The organism is Streptomyces sp. ALB3 (genome assembly GCF_044385685.1).
Lineage (GTDB): Bacteria > Actinomycetota > Actinomycetes > Streptomycetales > Streptomycetaceae > Streptomyces.
Genome location: NZ_JBISCE010000028.1, coordinates 1 through 16,463 on the forward strand (window position 1 = coordinate 1; position 16,463 = coordinate 16,463).

General features: G+C 71.6%; 8 protein-coding genes. 5 read left to right on the plus strand and 3 right to left on the minus strand.

The window, feature by feature from the left end; genetic code table 11:
- Positions 1-763 precede the first annotated feature (763 nt).
- On the minus strand, positions 764-3,472 hold the full coding sequence (locus ACHFIV_RS18080) for a cellulose binding domain-containing protein (RefSeq protein WP_398969753.1): 2,709 nt from the start codon (positions 3,470-3,472) through the stop codon (positions 764-766).
- A 743-nt stretch (positions 3,473-4,215) separates the two neighbouring features.
- Here ACHFIV_RS18080 and ACHFIV_RS18085 point away from each other — a divergent pair.
- The 4 genes from ACHFIV_RS18085 to ACHFIV_RS18100 all read left to right on the plus strand — a co-directional run bounded on the left by ACHFIV_RS18085 (position 4,216) and on the right by ACHFIV_RS18100 (position 10,466).
- Complete coding sequence (locus ACHFIV_RS18085; RefSeq protein ID WP_398969755.1) at positions 4,216-4,443, plus strand: type A2 lantipeptide; 228 nt, start codon at positions 4,216-4,218, stop codon at positions 4,441-4,443.
- Between the two features lie 83 nt (positions 4,444-4,526).
- Positions 4,527-5,333, plus strand: coding sequence for an HlyD family efflux transporter periplasmic adaptor subunit (locus tag ACHFIV_RS18090; protein WP_398969758.1), 807 nt, complete (start codon positions 4,527-4,529; stop codon positions 5,331-5,333).
- Positions 5,330-7,603, plus strand: coding sequence for an NHLP family bacteriocin export ABC transporter peptidase/permease/ATPase subunit (locus ACHFIV_RS18095; RefSeq protein WP_398969761.1), 2,274 nt, complete (start codon positions 5,330-5,332; stop codon positions 7,601-7,603). Before ACHFIV_RS18090 ends, ACHFIV_RS18095 begins: the two co-directional genes overlap by 4 nt.
- Before the next feature lie 4 nt (positions 7,604-7,607).
- Positions 7,608-10,466, plus strand: a complete 2,859-nt coding sequence (locus tag ACHFIV_RS18100; RefSeq protein WP_398969764.1) for an NHLP bacteriocin export ABC transporter permease/ATPase subunit — start codon at positions 7,608-7,610, stop codon at positions 10,464-10,466.
- A 9-nt stretch (positions 10,467-10,475) separates the two neighbouring features.
- On the opposite strand, the gene tkt is transcribed toward ACHFIV_RS18100, so the two are convergent.
- On the minus strand, positions 10,476-12,656 hold the full coding sequence (tkt, locus tag ACHFIV_RS18105) for a transketolase (protein WP_398969767.1): 2,181 nt from the start codon (positions 12,654-12,656) through the stop codon (positions 10,476-10,478).
- 302 nt (positions 12,657-12,958) lie between these two features.
- Between tkt and ACHFIV_RS18110 the strand changes: the two genes are divergently transcribed.
- On the plus strand, positions 12,959-14,638 hold the full coding sequence (locus ACHFIV_RS18110) for a serine/threonine-protein kinase (RefSeq protein ID WP_398969770.1): 1,680 nt from the start codon (positions 12,959-12,961) through the stop codon (positions 14,636-14,638).
- Between the two features lie 13 nt (positions 14,639-14,651).
- On the opposite strand, the gene ACHFIV_RS18115 is transcribed toward ACHFIV_RS18110, so the two are convergent.
- On the minus strand, positions 14,652-16,316 hold the full coding sequence (locus tag ACHFIV_RS18115) for an IclR family transcriptional regulator domain-containing protein (protein ID WP_398969771.1): 1,665 nt from the start codon (positions 16,314-16,316) through the stop codon (positions 14,652-14,654).
- Positions 16,317-16,463: the final 147 nt, after the last annotated feature.

The following is a 16,463-nucleotide window of genomic DNA, read 5'->3' on the forward strand; positions in this document are numbered from 1 at the left end:
TGGCGGAGGAGCCGCTGTCCTTGTCCCAGTCGTCCGCCGAGGTCACGGCGTATGCGGCGGGGACGGAGACCGCGAGGACCGCCGTGACGGCGGCCGATGCGAACAGGGTGCGGGCAGAGCGCATGGATACACAGTCCTTTCGCCACTCCCGCGCTGGCCGGCTGGTTGTCGGCTCATCGGATCACGGGTGCGACGTGATCCACCGTCAGCTGAAATCCGGGGGCGCACCACTCGGGAAGCCCGCATTCGAGCGACACGGTGGGCCCATCGTGTGACAGGGGAGCAGATGTCACCCGTTGGACGGCACGCCACGCCGGGGCGAGGTTTGGGAGAAGACGATCATCCGTGTAGGGGGCCCGGCGCCCGTGGGACCGGCGCGGGAGGCGGTGGCGCGCCAGGCCGAGCCGAAACGGCCGTCATTCCCTGAACCCATGGCCCGTCAGATGTGGCGCTCCGCCACCGGAGGGGACCATCAGCGAGGGCAATCGCCCTGGCAGCCGTCAGCTCGTCGGACGGCGCGGGGTCGGGCAGCCACTCCTTGCCGGACCCCGCGTCATGCCCCTCCCCCGGCACGCCGGGACCGCCGCAACCGCGCGTCCGGGGCCGTCGTCGGGCCCCGGACGGCATCTCCGCACGCCAGGGGCGCCCGGTCCCGGACACCGGAGACCGCGTCGCAGCTCGGAGGCTGCTGGCAGATCCCCGGGCCCGCCCGGGTGGTGAGCCGGCACGGGAAGTGGTGGCTCCCCGCGCCGGTTCACGGCCGTCAGAGGACGGTGCAGGCCTCACCGCCCAGTGTGAAGGCGTCCGGCTCGGTGTTGCCGCCGTTCGACGTGCCGGTGAAGCCGAAGCCCGCCGACGAGCCCGGGGCCACCTTGCCGTTCCAGCCGACGTTCGTCGCGGTCACCTTCGCCCCATCCTGCCGGTGGGAGGCGTTCCACATCTGGGTGACCTTCTGGTTGCCCGGGAAGGACCAGCCCAGCTGCCAGCCCTCATAGGCCGTACGTCCGGTGTTGGTGACCGTGACCTCGGCCTGGAAGCCGCCGGACCACTCGTTGGTGACCTTGTACGCCACGGAGCAGTCGGCCTCCGCCGGCGGATCGGTCGGATCCGGGTCGGGATCGGGGTCCGGGTCGGTGCCTCCGCCGCCGGCGTCCGATGACTCGCCGACCTGGATGCCCCGGCCGTTCGTGGAGACGTACACCCGGCCGTACACCCGGGGGTCCCCGGTGATGGCCGCGCCGGTCCATGCCCACTGGTGCGCGTCGTCGTTGATCCGCGTCCAGCCGGCTCCCGCGTCCGTGGAGCGGAAGATGCCCCGCACCCCGCCGATCTTCGCGCTGACGTAGACCGTCTGGTACGAGGCTCCGGCGGCCGCCTTGCCGAAGCCTACGCTGTCGGCCTCTTCGACCCCGGTGAACTCGGTGAAGCTCGTACCGGAGTCGGTGGAGCGCCACAGGCCGTACGCACCCGTCGAAGCGCCTCCCGCGAGCCAGATGTCGCCCTCGGCGCCGGGCAGGGCCTTGAAGCGGACGCTGCCTTCGGCCGGCAGCCCGTTCGCCTTCGCGGTGAAGGAGGCTCCCCCGTCCGTCGACACGTAGAAGGTGCCGGCCTTGAAGCCGTAGAACTTCTTCGGGTTCTTCCGGTCCGACTCGACGATCGCCCCTGCGGGGATTCCCGTGGACGCGGTCCAGGAGTTGCCGTACCCGGTCGTCCGGTGGACGGCGGCGCCGTCCGGACTCCAGACGAAGCCGCTGCCGTCCGCGGCGGCGGCGACCGTGCCGCCGCCGGTGACCCCGGCGGGCTCGGAGCCCTGGAACCAGTTGGCACCGTTGTCGGTCGAGAAACCGATGTGCGGGGCGGCGTCCGCGTTGCCGACCCGGACGACCGTGCCGGGGGAGGCCTCCGCGAAGTCCAGGCTGGTGGTCGAGTCCAGGTTCGGCGAGGTGAACATCATGGCGGGCACCTCGTCGAGGTCCGTGTGCCGGAAGCCTCCGATGTCACCGAGCGCGCTCAGCAGCGGCGCGCCGGAGGGCGGGCTCGCCAGGTCGTTGACGGCCGTCTCCTCCAGCCCTTCGACCATGGGCGTGATCCTGAACTGGCCGCCCGTGTCCCAGGCCGTCAGGTTCTCGGTGCCGTAGACGGTCGCGCCCGTGCCGTACATCATCCGGTTCGAGTCGAAGGGGTCGATCTCGAGGGACTCCGTCATCCAGCCCAGCTTGGGCGCGGTCTCCGGCGGGGACGGGGCGGCGCCCCAGCTGAGCCAGGGCACGGAGGAGACGTCCAGGGTGTAGCGGTTGGAGCGGGTCGGATAGCTCGTGTAGTCCCACGCCTGGGTCCATGTCGCACCGCTGTCCGTGGAGCGGAAGATCTGGGTGTCGGGCCACCAGGAGCTGTAGGCGGTCGCCATCAGGGTCCCGGGCTTCTGCCGGTCGACGGAGAGGCCGCTGAAGCCGTAGTAGGTGTCGGCCTCCGCGACGGGGCTGACGTCCGTCCACGCCCCTGACTCCGTGTCGTACCGCCAGATCCGTCCCTTCGCTCCGTCGTACGGGCCGCCCGTGTCACTCAGCGTCAGGTAGAGGTGGCCCGTCGCGGAGTCGAGTACGCCCTTGTGCGCGAGATGTCCGGTCGGCTGTCCGGCGATCCTGGACCAGGTGGAGCCGCCGTCCGTGGAGCGGTAGACGGTGTTCTCCTTGTCGGCCACACCGACGTATATGTCCTGGGTGGCGCTGCCCGCGCTTCCGGACCGCTCGTCGAAGGTCACCCACACGATGCCCTGGTTGTCGTTGCCGTATCCGCTGGTGTCCGACGGGTCCTGCGCGTAGTTGCCGGGGTTCGGGAAGGCGGTCACCTCCGCCCAGGTGACCCCCGAGTCGGTGGACCTCCACAGTCCGTGGCCGCTGGGAGCACCGAGGTACAGCACGGAGTTCTTGTTCGGGTCGACAGCCAGCCGCTCCCCCATCCCCCGTCCCGGCATGTTGCCGCCGAGCTTGAAGGGCAGGGTGGCCGCCTTCCAGGACGCGCCGCGGTCCGGGGAGCGCAGGACCGCTCCGTTCGTCGGGTCCCAGCTGTTGGTGTACGTGCCGACGGCGGCGTACACGTTGTCGGGGTCGGCCGTGTCGGAGGCGAGGCTCACCACGCCCGACCAGCCCCAGCGGTCCCAGTCCACCCAGTCCAGCAGCGGTGTCCACCGCTTGCCCGCCTGGTCCCAGCGGTAGGCGCCGCCGATGTCGGTGCGGGCGTAGGCGAGGTTCTTCTCCGCCCGGTTGAAGACGATGCCCGGCACGAACCCCCCGCCGTCGATCCTCGCGTTCTTCCATGTGTACGTGTCCGCCGCGATCGACACATCCGATGCCTCGGCTGCGGCTGGCCCTTCGTCCGAGCGTGCCACGGCCGGGCTGCCGGTGACCGACAACCCGGCGGTAAGGGCGAGTGCCGCCAGTAGGGCGGCGATTGGTCTGGCGCTCAAGCGCACGGAAACGTCCTCTCCGAGCTGGACCGCCGCACAGCGGCGGTAGGGGGCTGACACAGAGATGGGAGCGCTCCCATAGAGCACCCCGATGGTAGCGCCGCCGACCACCCGGGAGAAGTGGTGCGGCCGTTTTCATCGGATGACTGAGCCATCCCTCCCCCGCAGGCCGCCCCACCGGCACACCCGGGCGGCGCCGACCGAAAGGCACGCCTCCTCCACACATCCGCAGGCGGCGTGACACCCCGGACACATGAGGCAGGAAAGGGCTTCATAAATACGTCACGCATTGGCAGGCGATGTCCGAGAAAAGAGAGTCACCCTCAGCTTTTACGATGGCGTGAATACCGATAGTTCCCGATCTCCTGCGCCGGGCACATCACCCGCGTCCGGAATTACAGGACAGCCGTGTCGCGGAAACCTGCACACGGCGTACGCACACCGATCACGCGATCCGGCAGAGAATGCCAGGTCCGAGCAGGTAAGTGGGTGGATTGGGGCAGGACTGCCCCACTTGGCGGGCATGCGGCCACGACGGCTCCGAATTCATCCGGTGAAGCTCGTGAAGAATTTGACGCCACCGAATGAACACTTCTGCACGTACGTCGATTCCAGTGGTCCGATCACCACAGAACGGCCCGAGTTCGATTGGCTGTGCGAGGCACAGGCATGCTTTGATCCTGGGCCATACGGAAACCGCACCCACCGGGTTTCCGTATATAAGCAATTTCCATACGAAGGGCCTCATCATGAACTACACCCCCCAGGTCGAGACCGCCGAGATCTCCGACAGCGACCTCGACAACGTCTCGGGCGGCCTCGTCGGCGGCGTGCTCGGCAACGTCACGGGCACCGTTGAGGGCATCGTCCCGGTCGCCGGCGTCGTCGGCTCGGTCACCGGTCTCGTCGAGTCCGCCACCGGCGTGAACACGGGCGCGGTCACCGGCCTGGCCTCCGGCCTGACCGCCGGTCTCTGAGACACGGCAGTACCCCACCGAGCCCCGGAACCGATCGGTTCCGGGGCTCGGTGCCGACCGCTGACAGGTGAGGGAGGAGTTCCTTGCAGTTCCGCCAACAGGCCCTTTCCAAGCTGCAGTCGCCCGAACAGCTCGACCTTCCGGTGCGCTTCGCCCGCCCTCAGGGCCTGCTCGTCCTCTGTGTGACCGTCGTCGTGATGGCCGCCGCCTGCTTCTGGGCCGCGACGGGTTCCGTCGCCGGCACGCTCGACGCGCCCGGCATCCTCACGCATTCCCGCGGCAGTTACATCCTGCAGAGCCCGGTCGCCGGACAGATCACCGAGGTGCTCGCGGAGGAGGGTGAGACGCTCCCCCGGAACTCCCCCCTGCTCAAGGTCCGTACCGAGCAGGGTGAACGCGTCGTCCGTACGATCGACGCCGGCCGGCTCACCTCCGTGACGGCCACGATCGGCGCGGTGGTCACCACCGGCGCGGACGTGGCGAGCGTCGAACGGGTCGACGGTGCGGACGACCCGCTGGTCGTCCTGCTGTACGTGGCCGGCAGCAGTGCCGCGTCGGTGCCGGTGGGCGCCTCGGTCGATCTCACCGTCCAGTCCGTGCCCGCCCAGCGGTACGGGGTGCTCCGCGGCGAGGTGGCGGCGGTCGGCAGGGCCGCGCAGACCCAGCAGCAGATCACCCGCTTCCTCGGCGACGCCCAGCTCGGCGAGCAGTTCTCCCGCCACGGCAGGCCGTTGGCGGTCCTGGTGAGGATCGAGCGCTCGGACTCCACGAAGTCCGGCTACCGGTGGTCCTCGGCCGATGGCCCGCCCTACGCGATCGGCTCCATGACCCTGGCCACCGGCTCCATCCGTCTCACCGACCAGCGCCCGATCGATTGGCTGCTCCCGTGACCACCTCCCACCCCTCGCCTGCCGCCCGGCAGCTGCCCCCTGCCGGCCGCGGCAGGCACCGCCCGGAAGGAGCCCCTGGCAACAGGCGGCGGCGTCGTCCCGCGCCGGAGCGGGGACGGACGAAGACGGTGCGCACCCCCACCGTGCTCCAGATGGAAGCCCTGGAGTGCGGTGCCGCCTCGCTGGCGATGGTGCTCGCCCACTACGGCCGCCATGTGCCGCTGGAGGAGTTGCGGATCGCCTGCGGCGTCTCGCGTGACGGTTCACGCGCCAGCAACGTGCTGAAGGCTGCCAGGAGTTACGGCCTCAAGGCCAAGGGCATGCAGATGGAGCCGGCTGCCCTGGCCGAGGTGCGGGCGCCCGCGATCCTGTTCTGGGAGTTCAACCACTACGTGGTGTACGACGGCGTGGGACGCCGGCTGGGCCGGCGTGGCGTGCACATCAACGACCCGGACAAGGGGCGCCGGTTCGTACCCACCGAGGACTTCGACACCAGCTTCACCGGGGTCGTCCTCGTCCTCGAACCCGGCGAGGGCTTCCGCCGGGGCGGGCGGAAGCCGGGCGTCATGGCATCGCTGCCGGCCCGGCTGCGCGGCACCACCGGCACGATGCTGGTCGCCCTCCTCGCCAGCCTGCTGCTCGTGGCCGTGGGGGCGACGCTGCCGGCCCTGAGCCGTACCTATATCGACATGTTCATGATTGGCGAACAGACCTCGCTGCTGGGCGTGCTGTTCGCCTCGATGGGCGCCATGGTCGCCCTGACCGCCGTACTGACGTGGCTGCAGCAGGCCAATCTGCTGCGTGGGCGCATCATCTCCTCCACACTCGGCAGCGCGCGTTTCTTCCGGCATCTGCTCAGGCTGCCCGTCACCTTCTTCTCGCAGCGCAGTCCCGCCGACCTCGTCCAGCGTCTCCAGTCGAACGACGCCGTGGCCGAGACGCTCGCCCGGGACCTCACCGCGGCCGGCGTGGACGGCATCGTCGTCCTGCTCTACGCGTTCCTGCTGTGGACGTACGATCCGCAACTGACCGTCATCGGCGTGGGGATCGCGCTGCTCAACGTCGTCGCGATGCGCGTCGTCGTGCGGCTGCGCGCCACGGGCACCCAGAAGCTGCGGGCCGACAGCGCCCGGCTGACGAACACCTCGTACACCGGTCTCCAGCTGATCGAGACGATGAAGGCCACGGGCGGCGAGAACGGGTACTTCCGCCGCTGGGCCGGACAGCACGCGACGACACTGGACGAACAGCAGCGCCTCGGGGTACCGAGTGCCTGGCTCGGCATCGTCGCCCCCGCTCTCGCGACGGTCAACAGCGCCCTGATCCTGTGGATCGGCGGACTGCGGGCCGTCGAGGGGCACATCTCGATCGGCCTGCTCGTCGCCTTCCAGGCACTGGTGACCCGCTTCACCGCCCCGGTCACCCGGCTCAACGGGGTGGCGGGGCGGATCCAGGACTTCGCGGCGGACGTGGCCCGTCTCAAGGACGTCGAGAACTTCCCCGTGGACGCGCTGTACTCCCGCCGTGAGCCTGCGGCGAGCACACGCCGGCTCAAGGGCCACGTGACACTGGAGGACATCACCTTCGGTTACAGCCCGCTCGACAAGCCCCTGCTCTCAGGGTTCTCCCTGTCCGTGGGCCCGGGGCAGCAGGTCGCCCTCGTCGGCGGTTCGGGCAGCGGCAAGTCGACGGTCTCCCGGCTCATCTCGGGTCTGTACAGCCCGTGGGAGGGGACGATCCGCATCGACGGCCGGCGTCTGGAGGACATACCCCGGGGGGCGCTGGCCGCATCGGTCTCCTTCGTCGACCAGGACGTCTTCCTCTTCGAAGGGACGGTCCGGGACAACGTCGCGCTGTGGGACCCGTCGGTCCCGGACGAGGCCGTGACCGAGGCGCTGCGGGACGCCGCGCTGTACGAGGTCGTCGCCCGCCGTCCCCGCGGCATCCACAGCCGGGTGGAACAGGACGGCCGCAACTTCTCGGGCGGACAGCGTCAGCGCCTGGAGATCGCCCGGGCGCTCGTGCGCCGGCCCAGCATCCTGGTCCTGGACGAGGTCACCAGCGCGCTGGACGCCGAGACGGAGCGGGTCATCATCGACAACCTGCGGCGGCGCGGCTGCGCCTGTGTCGTGATCGCCCACCGTCTGAGCACCGTGCGCGACAGCGACGAGATCGTGGTGCTGGACCACGGGACCGTCGTGGAACGCGGTCGGCACGAGAACCTGGTGGCCGCCGGCGGCCCCTACGCCGAACTGGTCAGGGAGCACTGACACCATGGCATCCGTACATCCTCCCTCGGGCACGGAGGCCCCCGGGCACGACCCGGTCATCGGCGCTCTGGGCGCTCTCGGCGAGCCGGTCGACTGCACCGGACTGCGGAGCATGTCGCTTGAGGGTCCCCAGGTCCTGTGGCTCGTCGTCGGCGGCGCCCTGGACCTGTTCGCCGTGGACGCGGTGGAACAGGGGCACTGGCACTTCCTGGGGCGGCTGGAACCGGGAACCCTCGTCCTGGGGCCTGTCGAGGGTCCTCAGCACACCCTGGTCGGACGGCCCCTCCAGGGGTGCGTGCTGCGGCGGATCGCGCTGCGGGAGCTCCACCGGCCCGAGCACGACGTTCACGGGGCGTACGACGCGCAGTACCGCAGCCACTACGACACCGGGGACGCGACGCTGAGTCTGCTGGAGCACGCCTTCTCACTCGGGGTGGGGCGTGGCCGGCGCGTGCTGTTCGAGGCCCCGCTGGACGGGCGCACCACCTTCGACGAGACGGTGGGCGACGAGGACATCCTGTGGCTGCCGGTGTCGCCCGGCAGCGTGCAGTACGGCGCCGCGTTCAGCGCCGAGGCGGCGGGTGACCTGCTCGTCGATCCGGCGATGTGGCAGGGGATGGTCAATCAGCAGTACCGCCTGCTGTCGGCGCTCGACCGCTGGATCGAACAGCTGGAACGCGCCCACGAGGACCGGACCGCCGCGGGCCTGAAGGCGGGGGAGACGGTCCGCAAGGAGGCCGACCAGGCCCTGCTGACCTCGATCGGACGGACCGGAAGGGGCGCCGCGCACGCGTCGGGCGCCTCGGACGACGCTGTGTACGCGGCCTGCCGGCTGGTGGCCCGCGATTCCGGGATCGTCCTCGCGGAGCCAGCGACGGGCGGAGTGGTGAGCGACCGGATCGATCCGGTCGAGCGTGTGGCTGTCGCCTCGCGCGTCCGCAGCCGCGCGGTGCGGCTCGACGGGCGCTGGTGGCGGGAGAACTCGGGTCCGCTGGTGGGGCGCCGGGCCGCCTCGGGGGCGCCGGTGGCCCTGCTCTGGCGACGCGGCCGGTACGAGGCGGTCAATCCGCTGACCAGGCGGCGCAGCCGTGTCGACCGCGACTGCGCGCAGGAGTTCGACGAACGTGCCGTGATGTTCTACAGGCCGCTGCCCGATAAGCCGCTGGGCAGAAGGCAGTTGCTGCGCTTCGGTCTGTTCGGCACCCGGGGCGATCTGCGGAGGCTGGTGCTGGCGGGGCTGGTGACGGTCGCACTGGGCTCACTGGTGCCGATCGCGACCGGCAAGGTGCTCGGCGTGTACGTGCCCAAGGCCCAGAACGCCCTCATCGTGCAGGTGTCGCTGGCCGTCATCGTCTCCGCTGTCGTCTCGGCTGCCTTCATGCTGCTGCAGAACCTCACGATCCTGCGGATGGAGGGACGGATCGAGAGCACCCTTCAGCCCGCCGTCTGGGACAGGCTCCTGCGCCTGCCGACGAGGTTCTTCACCGAGCGCTCCACCGGAGAGCTCGCGAGCGCGGCGATGGGGGTGAGCGCCATCCGGCGGGTGCTGTCCGGCACCGGCCCCGTCGTGGTGCAGGCGGGGACGCTGGGAGTGATGAACCTGGGCCTGCTGCTCTGGTTCAGTGTCCCGCTGGCGCTCACCGCCGTCGCGATGCTCGTGGTCGTCGCGGGGGTGTTCCTCACCATGGGCATGTGGGAGCTCCGCTGGCAGCGCCGGCTCGTCGAGCTGGGGAACAGGCTGAACAACCAGGCGTTCCAGACCCTGCGCGGGCTGCCCAAGCTGCGGGTCGCGGCAGCGGAGAGCTTCGCGTACGGGGCGTGGGCCGCGGAGTTCGCCCGCAGCCGGGAGCTGCAGAAGCGGGCCGGCCGGATCAAGAACCTCACGACGGTGCTCAACGCGGTCTGTCTGCCGCTGTGCTCCCTGGTCGTCTTCGTCATGCTCGCGGGCCCGGCGCGGGGGTCGCTGACCGCCAGTGAGTTCCTGACCTTCAACACGTCCGTGACGATGCTGCTGACGGCCGTCACCCAGCTCACCGGGGCGTTCGTGTCCGCCGCCGCCGTCCTGCCGATGTTCGAGCAGATCAAGCCGGTGCTCGACGAGGCGCCCGAGGTGCGGAGCGCCAGTACCCAGCCGGGGGCGCTGTCCGGGGAGATCGAGGCGAGAGGTGTGTCCTTCCGCTACTCCGAGGACGGTCCCGTCGTGCTCGACGAGGTGTCGCTGACCGTACGTCCCGGCGAGTTCGTCGCGATCGTGGGTCCCAGTGGCTGCGGCAAGTCGACGCTGCTGCGGCTGCTCATCGGCTTCGACAAGCCGGCCTCGGGCAGCGTCCTGTACGACGGCCAGGACCTGGCGGCGCTCGACCAGGCGGCCGTGCGCCGTCAGTGCGGGGTCGTCCTGCAGAACGCTCAGCCGCTGTCCGGGTCGATCCTGGACTGCATCTGCGGCGCCGAGGTGTTCACGCAGGAGGAGGCGTGGGAGGCGGCAGCGATGGCGGGGCTGGCCGAGGACATCAAGCGCATGCCGATGGGGATGCACACGATGATCTCCGGTGGCGGCTCGGTCTCCGGGGGGCAGCGCCAGCGGCTGATGATCGCCCAGGCACTCGTCCGGCGCCCCCGCATCCTGTTCTTCGACGAGGCCACCAGCGCACTCGACAACGAGACCCAGCGCACCGTGATCGAGAGCACCCGGTCCCTGCGGGCCACCCGTGTCGTCATCGCGCACCGGCTGTCCACGGTCATGGACGCGGACCGCGTGATCGTCATGGCGGACGGCCGCGTCGTCCAGGAGGGGCCGCCCGCGGAGCTCCTCGCGGACACGGGCGGGCAGCTCCACGAACTGGTGCGGCGCCAGTTGGGCTGACGAGGTGCCCTACGACCGCCGCCCGCCCGGCCTGGGGGGTTCCACGGCGTCCCGGATGCTCGCCCGCGCGGCGGCGGCGACGGCTTCGGCGGTGATCCCGAACTCCTCGTAGAGCCGCTCGTAGTCGGCGGACGCGCCGTAGTGCTCCAGGCTGACGATGCGGCCGGCGTCGCCGACCACCTCGCGCCATCCCTGGCCGACGGCGGCCTCCACGCTGACGCGGGCGCGGACGTCCGGTGGCAGCACCTCGTCCTGGTAGGACTGGGACTGCTCGGCGAACCACTCGCGGCACGGCATCGACACCACGCGGACGGCCAGCCCTTCGTCGACCAGCAGCTTGCGGGCGTCCAAGGCGATGTGCACCTCCGACCCGGTCGCGACGAGGATGACGTCGGGGGCGGTTCCCGACGCCTCGACGAGGACGTACCCGCCGCGAGCCGCTCCGTCGGCCGGGGCGTGGACACCGTCCGAGCGGTCGAGCACCGGAAGGTTCTGCCTGGTCAGCACGAGACCGGCGGGGCGGTCGGTGTGCTCCAGGATCACCCGCCAGCAGACGGTGGTCTCGTTGGCGTCACCGGGGCGTACGACGTCGAGGCCGGGGATCGCCCGCAGGGCGGCCAGGTGTTCGACGGGCTGGTGGGTGGGTCCGTCCTCACCGAGTCCGATCGAGTCGTGCGTCCACACGTAGGTGGCGGGGAGCTTCATCAGGGCGCCGAGGCGGACCGCGGGGCGCATGTAGTCGCTGAACGTGAGGAAGGTGCCGCCGTAGGGGCGGGTCAGGCTCTGCAGCGCGATGCCGTTGAGCACGGCGCCCATGGCGTGCTCGCGGATACCGAAGTGCAGGGTCCGCCCGTAGGGGCCTCCCGTGAACTCGGCCGTCTGCCGGTCCTCGGGGACGAACGAGGGTTCCCCGTCCATGGTCGTGTTGTTGCTGCCCGCGAGGTCCGCGGAGCCGCCCCACAGTTCGGGCAGGACCGGGGCGAGAGCGGTGAGGATCTGGCCGGACGCCTTGCGGGTGGCCATCCCCTTGGCGTCGGCCGGGAAGTCCGGAAGGGCGTCGGTCCAGCCGTCCGGCAGCTTCTGCTCCCTCAGCCGGTCCAGCAGGGCGGCCCGCTCGGGGGCGGCGGCCCGCCAGTCCTCGTAGGTGTGCTGCCAGCGCTTCCGGGCGTCCTTGGCCCGCTCCCCGACCGCCCTCGTGTGGGAGAGGACCTCGTCCTCCATCGGGAAGTACGTGTCGGGGTCGAAGCCGAGGAGCCGCTTGGTGCCGGCGACCTCGTCGTCCCCGAGGGCCGACCCGTGTGCCTTGCCGGTGTTCCTCTTCGTCGGGGCGGGCCATCCGATGATCGTGCGCAGCATGATCAGCGAGGGCCGGGACCGTTCCGCCTTCGCCGCCTCGATCGCGGCGAGCAGGGCGTCGACGTCCTCGACGTAGTCGCCCGTGCGGGTCCAGTCCACGGTCTGCACGTGCCAGCCGTACGCGGTGAAGCGGGCGGGGACGTCCTCGCTGAACGAGATGTCGGTGTCGTCCTCGATCGAGATGTGGTTGGAGTCGTAGAAGGTGATGAGATTGCCCAGTTGCTGGTGACCGGCCAGCGAAGCGGCCTCGGAGGCGACCCCCTCCATCATGTCGCCGTCGGACGCGATCACGTACACGTGGTGGTCGAACGGGCTGGTGCCCGGCGCGGCGTCCGGGTCGAGCAGGCCCCGCTCCCTGCGTGCGGCCATGGCCATGCCGACGGAGGACCCCATCCCCTGGCCCAGCGGACCGGTGGTGATCTCCACGCCGCGGGTGTGCCGGTACTCCGGGTGGCCCGGGGTCGCCGAGTCCCAGGTGCGCAGCGCCTTCAGGTCCTCCATCTCCAGTCCGTAGCCGGCCAGGTAGAGCTGGATGTACAGGGTGAGGCTGGTGTGGCCGCACGAGAGGACGAAGCGGTCCCGGCCCAGCCACTGGTCGTCCTCGGGATCGTGCCGCATGACCTGCTGGAACAGCAGATAGGCGAGGGGGGCGAGGCTCATCGCCGTACCGGGATGGCCGCTGCCGGTCTTCTGGACGGCGTCGGCGGCGAGCACCCGTACGGTGTCCACCGCGCGCACGTCCACGTCGCTCCACCCCGCACGTTCGGCCAGCGGGCGGGCGAGACCGGGGTCTCGCGATGCTGTGCTGCCGGAAGAGGCTCGCTCGGGCGCCATGGTGTCGTCTCCCTCGGACGTCGCTGCTCGGTTCGACGGGACCGGCCGGTGCGTCTCGCCACCCCTCGCATCCTCTGCGCCCTCGTCGTCCGCCGCATCCGGAGCGTGTCCGGCGATGCGGTGGGACCCGGTGCCCGCCGGGCGGTGCGGCGCGGGGTGCGGTGGCGCATGCGTCCCGCCGACGGGTCGCCTACCCGCTGCGGTCGCGAACAGACCCGTTCCGACGCACGCGGACGACGAGGAGTGGCCCGGATTCGGGGAGGCACGTTCCGGCGGACGGCAGATGTGGCACAGTCGTGCCGGTGGACGAGCTGCGGCCTCAGGACCCCTCAGGCATAGGCGTGTACCGGTTACTCGGCCGTCTCGGCGCCGGTGGAATGGGGCAGGTGTACCTCGGCCGTTCCCCGGGCGGACGGCTGGTGGCCGTGAAGGTGATCCGGGACGAGATCAGTGATCACCCGGAGGCGCTGACGCGCTTCCGCCGGGAGGCCGCCACCGTCGAAGCCGTGCGCAGTGCCTACACCGCCCAGTTGATCGAGGCGTCGCTCGACGCCCCGCCCTACTGGCTGGCCACGGAGTACGTGGCGGGGCCCACGCTGCGGGGGGCTGTGCAGGCGGCCGGGCCGTTCCCGCCCGACAGTGCGCTGAAGCTGTTCGCCGCCCTCGCCGAGGGGCTGGCCGCGGTCCACGTCCACGGGGTCACCCACCGGGACCTGAAACCGCAGAACGTGATCCTCTCACCGCAGGGACCGCAGCTGATCGACTTCGGGATCGCCCGGGCCCTCGGGCAGACGGTGCTGACACGGGACGGCGCGGCCACGGGGACCCCCGGGTTCTCGGCGCCCGAGGTGATCCTGCGCAACGAGGCCGGCCCCGCCGCGGACGTGTTCGCGCTGGGTGCGACGCTCGCCTACGCGTCGACGGGCAGGCCTCCCTACGGTTCCGGGGACGCGGCGGCGGTGAGCTACCGGGTGGTGCACGAGGAGATCGACCTGACCGGCGTGCGCCCCGCGCTGGCCGCGCTGATCCGGGAGTGCGTCTCCAAGGATCCGGCCGGCCGGCCGGACCTCGCGGTGGTGATCGCGCGGTGCGCGGTCGACTCCGCCCTGGCGACCGACTCGCACTACCGCTCGCTGCCCCATGCCGGAGCCGCCGTACGGGAGGACCCGGTGACCGCCGCCCTGCCGGCCGACGCGGCGGAGCCGGACGAGCCGGCCGTGTCCGCGGGGCCGCCCGGTCCCACGCCGTACGACGGGCCGGACCGCCGGACGCGTCCTTCCCGCGGCGGGCTCAGGGGATCGCTCGGGTTCGCGGCGGTGGCGGCCGTGCTGGCCGCGTCGGCGACGGCCTGGCTGCTCTCGGGACCGCCGGAGGACCGGGCGGCCGGTGCGGGGCCGACGAACGGCGCGGAGGCGTCCCGGCGGCCGGTCACCACCGCACCGGCCGGGAAGCCGCCGGAGCACGCCGTGGACGACCGTGAGTCGCGGGACCGCTGGACCTTGTCCGAGGACCCCGCGGAGGCGGCCCACGGCATCGGCTCCTGCGACCTGTCCGACGGCCTGAGCCAGGGAGCGCCCCCGGCGGGCCTGCGGACGTCCGTCTCGCACACCACCGGCTCGGACACGGCCTCGGTGACCGTGCGCCCGAAGGACGCTGGCGAGGGGAAGCGGCCCTCGCCCTACCACGTGGCCGTCGGTGTCCGGCCTCCGCACGGGATCGACCCCGCCACGGGCCGTCCCACCCGGGCCCTCGGCAAGGGGGTCGGCTTCACCAGCGAGCCCGTCGACCTCTTCTCGGCGTGGTCCTCGGGGGGCACCGTCACCTTCAGGTATCCCGAAGACTTCAGGGCCCACGTCGGCGAACGGGTCGTCGAGGCCGTCCCGGTGGGCGACGACCGGGGCGACTGGACGGTGGTGCTGTACCACGTCGAGGACGGCCCCGGGGGGTTCACCTCCGTCGTGTGCAACGGCTTCCACGCGTGAGGGGACGGACGGCTCACGCCACCGCCACATCGGTGAACCGGGCCGCGGTACGGAACTCCGACTCGATGCGGTCCGCGGCGAGGCGGAGCTGGGGCAGCACCTGTTCCAGGCACTCCCCGGTCGTCCGGCTGCTGCTGTGCATGGCCACGTTGACGGCCGCGACCGCGGTGCCGGACCGGTCGCGGACGGGTACGGCGATCGAGCGCAGGCCCGCCTCGAGCTCCTCGTCGACCAGGGCGTACCCCTCCACGCGTACCCGGTCGAGGACGGCTTCGAGTTCGGTGCGGCGGGTCAGGGTGTGCGGGGCCAGCGGGCGCAGCTCCGCGTGGTCCAGGAGGGCGCCGAGCTCGCGGTCGCCCAGGCCGGCCAGCAGGACCCGGCCCAGTGACGTCGCGTAGGCGGGAAAGCGGGTGCCGACGGTGATGTTGACGTTCATGACGCGGTGGGTGGCGGCGCGCGCCACGTACTGCACCGAGTCGTCCACGAGGACGGCGAGGGAGGTGGAGTCGTGGATCCGCCCCGCCAGTGCGGCGAGGTGCGGTTCGGCGATCCGCGGCAGGGTGATGCGGGAGAGCGGCGGATATCCGAGTGCGAGGACGCGCGGCGTCAGCCGGTGGTCGCGTCCGTCGGCCGTCACGTAGCCGAGGTGCTCCAGTGTGATCAGCGCGCGCCGCGCGGAGGCGCGGGACAGACCGGTGGCGCGGGCGACGGCGCTGAGGGTGAGGGCTTCGCCGCTCTCTCCGAACGCGGTGATCACGGTCAGGCCCCTGGCGAGGGACTCGACGAACTCCCGGCCCAGTTCCTGCTTCGAGGCCGACGTCCACGAGGCGAGCGGGCCCTGGGCGGGCGCGGAGCCACCCCGGGGTGCGTCGCGGAGTCGGCGTTCCATGGCTGCCGCGGCGTCTCGCACGCGGGGCAGCAGACTCTCGCGCAGCCCCTGAGCACTGTGCCGGCTGGTGTGACTGACCACGCTGAGTGCGCACGCGATGCCCCCGCCGGAGTCGTGCACGGGTACGGCGAGGGCGACGAGGCCCGGTTCGATCAGCTGGTCGTCCAGCGACCAGCCATCGGCCAGGGCCGAGGCCACACGGGCCTCGAAGAGGTCTTCCGACCGCAGCGGACGCGGTGGCAGGGACGGGAAGCCGGCTCCGTGCGGATCGGAGACCCGCCTCTCCCGCCACGTCTGCCACTGTTCCGGCTCCCAGAGGGTGGCGAACAGGGCGCCCGGGGCGGTGCGTTCGGCGGGCAGCAGGTCGCCGATGCGGAAGCTCAGGGACATCGCGCGGCGGCGGGTGGCCTGGTGCACGAAACGGATGTCCCCGCCGTCGGGCACCGCCAGCGACACGGACTCGTCGAGTTCGTCCGCGAGGGCGTCCACCCCGTCGCCGAGCAGGCCGGGGAGGCGGATCGACGAGAGGTAGGCGTTTCCGAGCTCCATCAGGGGCGGCGCGAGGGTGACGGTCCGGCCTTCGACGCGGACGTATCCCGTACGGGCGAGCGTGAGCGTGACCCGGTCCACGGTGGAGCGGGCGAGCCCGGTGGCGCGTTCCAGGTCGCTGAGGCTGAGGGAGCCGTCCGCGTCGGTCAGCCGGCGCAGCACGGCGATACCGCGCATGAGCGGTGCGACGGCCTCCGCGGGAGCCTGGGTGCCGGTCTGGGTGGTCCGGGTCGGTGGCATTCGTTTCTCCGTCGGGTGCGTCCGTGCCGGAGGGACACGGTACGGCGGCGGGCTGCGGGCGGTTGCCGCGCCCCGGCCGCGGCGACGCCCACCGGATCTCTCCGGCGGGACCGGAACCGTTGACAGGGCTCCGATCCGGGCGGCAGA